This window comes from Pantoea sp. CTOTU50773 (genome assembly GCF_032082325.1).
In the GTDB taxonomy this organism is placed as follows: Bacteria; Pseudomonadota; Gammaproteobacteria; order Enterobacterales; family Enterobacteriaceae; genus Pantoea; species Pantoea communis.
Genome location: NZ_DAMDQC010000181.1, coordinates 1 through 8,661, shown reverse-complemented (window position 1 = coordinate 8,661; position 8,661 = coordinate 1). Strand labels below are relative to the sequence as shown.

10 protein-coding genes are annotated in these 8,661 nt (G+C 54.3%); 6 read left to right on the top strand and 4 right to left on the bottom strand.

All coding sequences use genetic code 11. The features are described 5' to 3' along the window. Positions 1–1,030, bottom strand: a 1,030-nt coding sequence (purT, locus tag RT340_RS20165; protein WP_313377574.1) for a formate-dependent phosphoribosylglycinamide formyltransferase, incomplete at its 3' end; no start/stop codon positions are given. Positions 1,031–1,191: 161 nt separating this feature from the next. On the opposite strand from purT, the gene RT340_RS20160 reads away from it, so the two are divergent. After that, positions 1,192–1,833 carry a tellurite resistance TerB family protein gene (locus tag RT340_RS20160; protein ID WP_058960179.1) on the top strand — a complete coding sequence of 214 codons (642 nt, stop codon included), beginning with the start codon at positions 1,192–1,194 and terminating at the stop codon, positions 1,831–1,833. Between the two features lie 17 nt (positions 1,834–1,850). Here the strand turns inward: RT340_RS20160 and RT340_RS20155 are convergent, their stop codons facing one another. Further along, positions 1,851–2,723: a LysR family transcriptional regulator gene (locus tag RT340_RS20155; protein ID WP_211728417.1), complete on the bottom strand. Its 873-nt coding sequence runs from the start codon at positions 2,721–2,723 to the stop codon at positions 1,851–1,853. Between the two features lie 92 nt (positions 2,724–2,815). Here RT340_RS20155 and RT340_RS20150 point away from each other — a divergent pair, with 92 nt between their 5' ends. Further along, a complete protein-coding gene (locus tag RT340_RS20150; protein ID WP_176505730.1) occupies positions 2,816–3,328 on the top strand; it encodes a phenolic acid decarboxylase in 513 nt (170 codons plus the stop codon). A gap of 127 nt (positions 3,329–3,455) precedes the next feature. Continuing rightward, positions 3,456–5,519, top strand: a complete 2,064-nt coding sequence (locus tag RT340_RS20145; protein WP_313377573.1) for a prolyl oligopeptidase family serine peptidase — start codon at positions 3,456–3,458, stop codon at positions 5,517–5,519. On the opposite strand, the gene exoX is transcribed toward RT340_RS20145, so the two are convergent. After that, positions 5,513–6,181 (bottom strand): exodeoxyribonuclease X, encoded by a 669-nt coding sequence (gene exoX / locus RT340_RS20140; RefSeq protein ID WP_038646533.1) that lies wholly within the window; start codon positions 6,179–6,181, stop codon positions 5,513–5,515. The genes RT340_RS20145 and exoX overlap by 7 nt on opposite strands. Positions 6,182–6,188: 7 nt before the next feature. Beyond that, positions 6,189–6,419, bottom strand: coding sequence for a DNA polymerase III subunit theta (locus tag RT340_RS20135; protein ID WP_034828680.1), 231 nt, complete (start codon positions 6,417–6,419; stop codon positions 6,189–6,191). A gap of 153 nt (positions 6,420–6,572) precedes the next feature. Here RT340_RS20135 and copC point away from each other — a divergent pair, with 153 nt between their 5' ends. Genes copC through RT340_RS20120 form a run of 3 tightly spaced genes read left to right on the top strand, consistent with a single transcriptional unit; the run spans position 6,573 to position 8,211 of the window. Continuing rightward, a complete protein-coding gene (gene copC, locus RT340_RS20130) occupies positions 6,573–6,950 on the top strand; it encodes a copper homeostasis periplasmic binding protein CopC (RefSeq protein WP_211728419.1) in 378 nt (125 codons plus the stop codon). Between the two features lie 3 nt (positions 6,951–6,953). Beyond that, positions 6,954–7,835: a copper homeostasis membrane protein CopD gene (copD, locus tag RT340_RS20125; protein WP_097116866.1), complete on the top strand. Its 882-nt coding sequence runs from the start codon at positions 6,954–6,956 to the stop codon at positions 7,833–7,835. Between the two features lie 28 nt (positions 7,836–7,863). After that, complete coding sequence (locus RT340_RS20120) at positions 7,864–8,211, top strand: YebY family protein (RefSeq protein WP_045833103.1); 348 nt, start codon at positions 7,864–7,866, stop codon at positions 8,209–8,211. Positions 8,212–8,661: the final 450 nt, after the last annotated feature.

Below are 8,661 nucleotides of genomic sequence, written 5' to 3'. Positions count from 1 at the left end.
ATGCCGCTTCGATGTTCACGAACTGCACATTGTTGCTAGCCAGCTGTGGCAGAATCACCGCCGAAGCCGCCGTGCCATACTGGCGAATGCCACCGATTGGCAAGCCGAGGAACGCGCGCACATGCAGAGCAAACTCGGACAGATCCTGAGAAATCAGCGTCACCATGCCGGTATCGTGTGGGCTTGGCGAGACTTCGCTAAACACCACCTCATCACCGCAGACAAACAGCTCAACGCCAAACAGACCATATCCACCTAATGCTTTCACCACTTTTGCGGCGATATCTTGTGCACGCTGCAGAGCCAGGTCGGTCATCTGCTGTGGCTGCCAGGATTCACGATAATCGCCATCTTCCTGACGATGACCAATCGGCGCGCAGAAATGGATGCCATCCACTGCGCTGATGGTCAGCAGGGTGATTTCGAAATCAAATTTCACCACACCTTCGACGATCACGCGACCGGCACCGGCACGTCCGCCTTGCTGCGCGTAATCCCAGGCTTTATCCAGCTGGCTCGCTTCGCGGATGAAACTCTGACCTTTGCCCGATGAGCTCATTACTGGTTTAACGATGCACGGAAAACCAATTTCATTGGCGGCTGCGACGAAATTCTCTTTGCTGTCAGCGAACTGATAGGTTGAAGTCGGTAACGACAACTCTTCTGCCGCCAGACGGCGGATACCTTCGCGGTTCATGGTCAGGCGCGCAGCACGCGCGGTAGGTACCACTTTCTGGCCTTGTGCTTCCAGTTCCAGCAGTTTTTCAGTGGCAATAGCTTCAATTTCTGGCACCACAAAGTGCGGCTTCTCCAGCGCAATTAACGCAGCCAGCGCATCACCGTCCAGCATATTGATCACATGGCTACGGTGTGCAACGTGCATCGCAGGGGCATCGGCATAACGATCCACGGCAATCACTTCCACACCCAGACGCTGACACTCCAGCGCCACTTCTTTGCCCAATTCGCCTGAACCTAACAGCATCACACGCGTTGCGGCAGGGCGCAGCGCGGTTCCGAGAGTCGTCATAATTTCACCTTAGCAGTCAAAATGCGCGCGCAGTATATACGAAAACGTTTGCGTACTCACGCATTCGCCTTCATCAGGTTTGCCATACTTTTCCCGCTCTGACGTTACCTGACACTCGCTACGGCAGCATGGAACGCGGAAACTTAAACAGGAGTTAAACGATGAGCAATTGGTTGCAGCAAATCCAGTCGGTGCTGGCGAAGAAGGGCGGCGACGGCAAAGCCGGTGGTTTGAGCGATATGCTGGCACCCGGCGCGCTGGGTGGTTTAGCGGGATTGCTGGTGGCCAGCAAGTCTACACGAAGCCTGTTGACCAAATATGGCGGCAAAGCCTTGCTGGTCGGCGGCGGTGCGGCAGCGGGCGCCGTGCTATGGAACAAATACAAACAGCGTGTGCGTGAAACGCACCAGGATGAGCCGGAATTTGGTCAGTTGCAGACACCTGTGGATCAGCGCGCTGAACGTTTGGTGACGGCGTTAGTGTTCGCCGCCAAAAGCGATGGTCATATTGACGATCGCGAACGTGCCGCTATTGAGCAGAATATCCATCAGGCGGGTTATGGTTCACAGGCGGAAACGCTGATCCAGCAGGCGATGAACCGTCCACTCGATCCACAGTGGCTGGCGGCCGATGTGAAAAACGAAGAAGAGGCGCTGGAACTGTACTTCCTCAGTTGTGCCGCCATCGATGTGGATCACTTTATGGAGCGCAGCTATCTCTCTGCACTGGGTGATGCCCTGAAGATCCCACAAGATGTGCGCGACGGCATTCAGCGCGATATTCAGGCGGAGAAAGCGGCGTAATGATGCTGAAGCCTGGATCATATCCAGGCTTTATTGCGCATCAGATCGAGCAGTGTTTGCAACTGTGCATCAATAACAATGATCTCGTTATTGATCAGTAAATGCAGCGCTGTTACGCGACGAACGCCCTGTTGCAGCGGCAGCATCTTCAATGTTCCTGCCGCCAGGGCGGACTGAATACGGGTCTCCGGTAACCAACCATAACCAACCTGATGCATTACCGCCTCAATTGCGGCCTCGATGGTGGAACAAGCCCAGATCTCTCCCTGATGGTGCTCCTGCAGTACGCTAAAATGCTGATGATCGGCAATGCGGATCAGCGGATATTCCGCTAACTGCTCAGCACTAACCGCACCATTCAATTGATGTAACGCATGCTGATGGTGCGCAACAGCCACGAAATCCACATTCATCATCCATTCGCCCCGGCCTGTCCCGGGCTGGCGCTGGCTCAATACCATTACATCCGCCTGGCTGTTATCCGGTATCTGCGTTTCCAACACCTCGGTGACGTTAACCTGCGTACCTGGATAGAGACGCTGGAATTCACTCAGCACACTGAACAAATGCTCGCGCGGCAAGATGCTATCCACCATCAGTTCGATGCGGCTGCGCTCTCCGTTGCGCATAGCGCTGGCGGTGCTTTCCAGCGCGTAGAAAGCTTTCAACAGTGGCCTGACCTGCGCCAGAAGCTTTTCGCCTGCAGGCGTCAGCACGGTGCGCCTTCCTTTGGTCTCCAGCAAGGTGACTTCAAGGCGTTCTTGCAGCATGGCGAGGTTATAGCTTACCGAAGACTGGCTGCGATGTGTCGACTCAGCCGCGCTGGCGAAACTGCCGCGCAGCACCACCTCATTTAACAAGCTCCACTGTTCCAACGTTGATTTATGCATATCATCTAAATTTTGAATGAATTTTATCGAAAAATAGCGTTATTCATCAGGTAAGTGAAGGCGTAATCTGGCTTCAAACCAAAGGAGAACACATTATGAGTACCTTCGATAAAAATGATTTGGCTGGATTTGTTGGCAAACACCTGATCTATACCTATGACAATGGCTGGAACTATGAGCTGTATATTAAAAATGCCAGCACCGTTGATTATCGTATTCATAGCGGGATGGTGGGTAATCGTTGGGTTAAGGACCAGCGCGCCTATATTGTGCGAGTCGCGCAAGAGGTCTACAAAGTTTCCTGGACTGAACCCACCGGCACTGACGTCAGTTTGATCGCGAATCTGGGAGACAGATTATTTCACGGTACGATCTTCTTCCCCCGCTGGGTGATGAACAACCCGCAGCAAACGGTTTGCTTCCAGAATGAACATCTCAACGAAATGAATCGTTATCGCGAAGCGGGTCCAGCTTATCCCACTGAAGTGATCGACGAATTTGCCACCATCACACTGGTGCGAGATTGTGGTGCCGATAATGATGAGGTCATCGCCTGTGCGGCCAGTGAATTGCCCGCTGATTTTCCAGCTAATTTGTTGCGTTAACCACCCTTGACGAGGGGGCGCATGAAAAAGCGCTCCTTTCGTTACACTTCCTGTGCGCTGCTGCTTGGCTTCCCGCGTGATAAGTGCCACGCTTGCTGAATGTTGTCTTTCAGGGAAAGGAGCCAGAATGCATCAGCCACAAGCGAAAAAAATCCCCCACGTCATGAATCTGCACGGCGAATCGCGCACCGATAACTACTATTGGCTGCGCGATGACGAGCGTGAAAACCCAGAAATTCTGGCACATCTGCACGCCGAGAATGCGTACGGTAAAGCGATGATGGCGTCGCAAGATCCTTTGCAGGAACGGGTATTAAAAGAGATTGTCGACCGCATTCCACCGCAGGACCACTCCGTCCCCTACGTAAAAAACGGTTATCGCTATCAAAGTCGCTATGAGGTGGGGAACGAGTATCCGCTCTATTTTCGTCAGCCGATTAGCGCACCAGAGAATGAACCCTGGCAATTGCTGATCGACGGTAATCAACGAGCTTCTCACAGTGATTTCTACACCATGGGCGCACTGGCGATCTCACCCGACAACCAGGTGATGGCGCTGGCGGAAGATTTTCTGTCGCGCCGCCAGTATGGCATCCGTTTCCGTAACCTGGAGAGTGGCAGTTGGTATCCGGAAGTGCTAAGCAATGCTTCTTCCAGCGTGGCGTGGGCCAATGATTCGCGCACGCTGTACTACGTGCGTAAGCATCCGAAAACGCTGCTCGCCTATCAGGTGTGGCGCCATGAGTTAGGTCATCCGCAATCAGACGATCAGCTGGTGTATGAAGAGCAGGATGAGAGCTTCCATCTCAGCGTGCACAAAACCACCTCCGAGCACTTCATCCTGATTGCGATGTACAGCACCACCACCAGTGAGATCCAGCTGATTGATGCCGAGTATCCGGATGCGCAGCCGCAGGTATTCTGTCCACGTCGTCGCGATCACGAATACAGCATCGATCACTACAATCACCAGTTCTATATTCGCTCGAATCGCGACGGCAAAAACTTTGGCCTGTATCGCAGCGCATGGCTGGCCGAGAACCGCTGGCAGGCGTTGATTCCGGCACGCGATAACGTGGTGCTGGAGGATTTCCAACTGTTCCGCCACTGGCTAGTGGTGGAAGAGCGCCAGCGCGGCGTCAACACGCTGCGTCAGATCAACTGGGAAAGCGGTGAAAGCATCGGGATCGCCTTTGACGATCCGGCTTACGTCACCTGGCTGGCCTACAATCCTTCGCCGGAAAGTGACACGTTACGTTATGGCTACTCATCCATGACCACGCCAACCACGTTGTTTGAGCTCAATATGGAGACGGGCGATCGCCGGGTGTTGAAACAGACGCCGGTGCCGGGCTTCAACTCAGACGACTACAAAAGCGAACACCACTGGATCACCGTGCGTGATGGCACTGAAGTGCCGGTGTCGCTGGTCTATCACCGCAAGCATTTCAAACCAGGCAGTAATCCACTGCTGGCTTACGGCTATGGTGCCTACGGCAGTAGCATGGACGCCAGTTTCGGCACCAGTCGCATTAGCTTGCTGGAACGCGGTTTTGTTTACGCCATTATCCATGTGCGCGGCGGTGGCGAACTGGGGCAGCAGTGGTATGACGATGGTCGCCTGAAGAATAAGATGAATAGCTTCACCGACTTCATTGATGTGACGCAGGCGCTGGTGGCGAAAGGCTACGGCAATCCGCAGCAGCTGTATGCGATGGGCGGCAGTGCGGGCGGCTTGTTGATGGGCGGTGTGATGAACCTTGCCCCCGAACTGTTCCACGGTGTTGTGGCGCAAGTGCCGTTTGTCGATGTGGTGACGACCATGCTGGACCCGTCGATCCCACTAACCACCGGCGAATATGACGAGTGGGGCAACCCGGAGCAAGAAGAGTTTTACCACATCATTCGCCAGTACAGCCCGTATGACAACATCGAAGCGAAAGCCTACCCGCATCTGTTAGTGACGACAGGATTGCACGATTCCCAGGTGCAGTATTGGGAACCGGCGAAGTGGGTAGCAAAACTGCGTGAGCTGAAAACCAACGATACACTGCTGCTGCTGTGTACCGAGATGGATTCCGGTCACGGTGGTAAATCAGGGCGTTTTAAAGCCTATGAAGGGGTAGCGCAGGAGTTTACTTTCCTGATCGGTCTGGCGCAGGGCAGCTTGCCAGACCGCGTCGATTATTGATCGACTTTCACGTACTTGCGCAGCGCCTGCCGTAACGGTGGGCGCAAATCGCGCACATTCTCCAGCACCCAGCGTAAGTAGCCGGGATCTTTACGCGCAATGCTGCCAATGCTTTGCCCGCGATATTTACCAAACGGGAACACATCGCCGCTGACTTCTGCGGGCTGACAGCGGCCGACCATATCACTGACGCTCCAGCCGGAGGTCTCCATGATGCGGATCAGCAGCGCAGCGGTGACATAGCAGTCATACAACGCACGGTGCGCATGCAGTTCAGCAGGTGGCGTAACGTCAAGCTTCAGGCTGTGACGCAGTGCCTGGTTTCCGTACTTAATGCCCGGCCACAGCTGGCGCGCCAGCGTCATGGTGCAGATCCATTCACCGGGCATGATCGGCAACATACGACGATCAAAACTGGCATTGTGCGCCACATAATGCGGGCTGCCATGATAGCGACCAATCGCTTCTTCAATGGTCGGCTTATCGGCGACCATTGCTTCCGTAATGCGATGCACCGCCATCGCCTGACGGCTGATAGGGCGGTCCGGGCAAATCAAATCGCTCATCGGATTGACGATCTGTCCGTCGATCACATCCACTGACGCGACTTCGACCACGCCGCCTTGCAGGCCACAGGTTTCGGTATCGATAACGCGTAACATAGGTTAATTACTTCTGTTTGGGTTCGTAGGGCAGGCGAGAGAGGCTGAGCGATGCCTGGCGATAGCTCATCAAACGCTGACGGAACCACTCGCGCAGCGCTTCCGGCTGCTCGCGCTCGACCATTTCCGCGATCACGGGCATGTTGTAGCGCTCTTTAAAGGCCACGCCTGCGGCGGCCAGATCGACATTGACTTTGTCTTTCTCTTCCTGCGACAACAGGGCAAGGTTTTGGCTCATGCATTTCTCCTGATAAACAGGGGCAAAAGTAATGGTTTCCCCTTTACGGATCAAGGAAATTGGATCGCACCGCAAGTCTCGACACGTCTTTGCCAGCGGCGTATCCTGCTGCCACGTTTGCGGCAGAGCGCCGCATGGCAAAGGGAAGAAGTGATGAAGAAAACTGCGTTAAACCCGGTTGTGGCGCTGTTGCTGGCGTCATCCACGTTGGTCTTCAGTCAGTTTGCACTGGCACATGCTCACCTGAAAACGCCGGTTCCCGCCGATAAAGCGGTGATCGACAGCTCGCCACAAAATCTGACGCTGACCTTCACTGAAGATGTTGAGCCTGCCTTCAGCGGTGTTGAAGTGCTCAATGCGCAGAATCAGCCGATGGCCGTGGAAAAAGCCAAACTCAACGACAAGCAGCATGATCAGTTGATCGTGCCGATCAGCAAACCGCTGCCATCTGGCAACTACCAGGTGAACTGGCATGTGTTGTCGGTAGATGGTCACAAAACCAAGGGAAGTTACGCGTTTAGCGTGAAGTAATCCATGGTTCTGAGTACGTTGTGGATCGTCCTGCGCGCCCTGCATTTTATTGCGGTGCTATTGCTGGCTGGCAGCGCGTTCTATACGGCTCTGCTGGCACCGCGGCGTTATCGCCCGGTGCTGGCGCAACGTTTGCACAAAATTTTAGTCACGACAGCGCTATTGAGTCTGCTCAGTGCGGTGTTAATGCTCGCCACGCAAACCGGTTTGATGAGCGGTGACTGGCACAATGTTGGTGACCTGGAAACCTGGCAGGCGGTTTTAGCGACGCGCTTTGGCGCGGTGTGGTGTTGGGAACTGGGGTTCGCACTGCTGAGCACGCTGGCCTTGCTGCTGCGTGGCACACTGCGCCAACAGCTCTTGCTGATAAGTGGTCTGTTGCAGTTGGCGGCGCTGGCAGGCGTCGGGCACGCCGCGATGCGCGATGGTTTACCCGGCTTGCTGCAGCAGATCAATCACGCGCTGCACTTGATTGCCGCCGCGTTCTGGACTGGCGGCTTACTGCCCCTGTTATTGCTAATGCGTGAAGCCCGTCAGATTACGTATCGCACCGATGCGATTCGCTGCATGATGCGCTTTTCGCGTTACGGTCATCTGGCTGTCGCACTGGCTTTGCTCACCGGGCTGATCAACAGCCTGCTGATAGGCGGCACACCGCTCAATTGGGGCACCACGCTGTGGAGTGCGATGCTGGTGGTCAAAGTGATGCTGGTGATGATGATGGTGGGCATTGCGCTGATCAATCGCTATGTTCTGGTGCCAGGTTTTCGCGTCGCGGGTAGTCACGCGCCGCAGCAGTTTATTCGCCTGACGCAGCTTGAGCTGCTGCTGGCCATTGTTGTTGTCGGATTGGTCAGCGTGTTTGCTACGCTGTCTCCGGCCTGAATTGTGATAAATGAAAAATGAGGTCGATATTTTGCTGAAGAAATTGATTCCAGCCTGCATTCTGATGGCACTGTGCAGCCAGGCGATGGCCGCGCAGATTATTACCGTCAGCCGCTTTGAAATTGGCAAAGACAAATGGCCATTCACCCGCGAAGAGGTGATGCTGACCTGCGAGAAAGACGGCGCGCTGTTTGCCATCAATCCGAGCACCTTGCTGCAATATCCGCTGAATGATAAAGCGCATGCACGCGCTGACGCGGGTAAAGGCACTCAGCAATCCATCGATACCATCGTGGCGGAAGACAAAGCACATCCGGGCCAGAAGATGAGCCTGCAACCGATCGTCGATCGCGCGCAACAGCTGTGCGGTAAGTAGTCCCTGCAAAAATTCGGGCGTAGCGCACAGTTTTGCCGCTACGCTTGCTTTCCCGATGTGTCAGCACGATCACAGAGTTGGCAGCTTCCTGACCGCATCGTGACGGTTGGCTGGAAAATAATCACCCTTGGACTACCTTTAAATGGCAAGGCGAACTCGCCTTCAAAAATGCCAACTTTTAGCGCACGGCTCTCAAAGAGCCATTTCCCTGGACCCGATACAGGAATCGTATTGGGTCTTTTTTTATGTAATTGATTATGATTATAATTTACTCTTCAACCAAGTTTCCCGAAATTTGTCCGAAATCCTTTTATCCGAATCAATTTCATATCCCGCAATCCTAACCCAATCTTTGCGCAAAATACCCGCAAATCGCCCAGTTATTCACCCAATCGTGCCTCGCTTCACGTGCTACATTTCCTCTCAGCAATACGCCAACCCTGCCAGCCC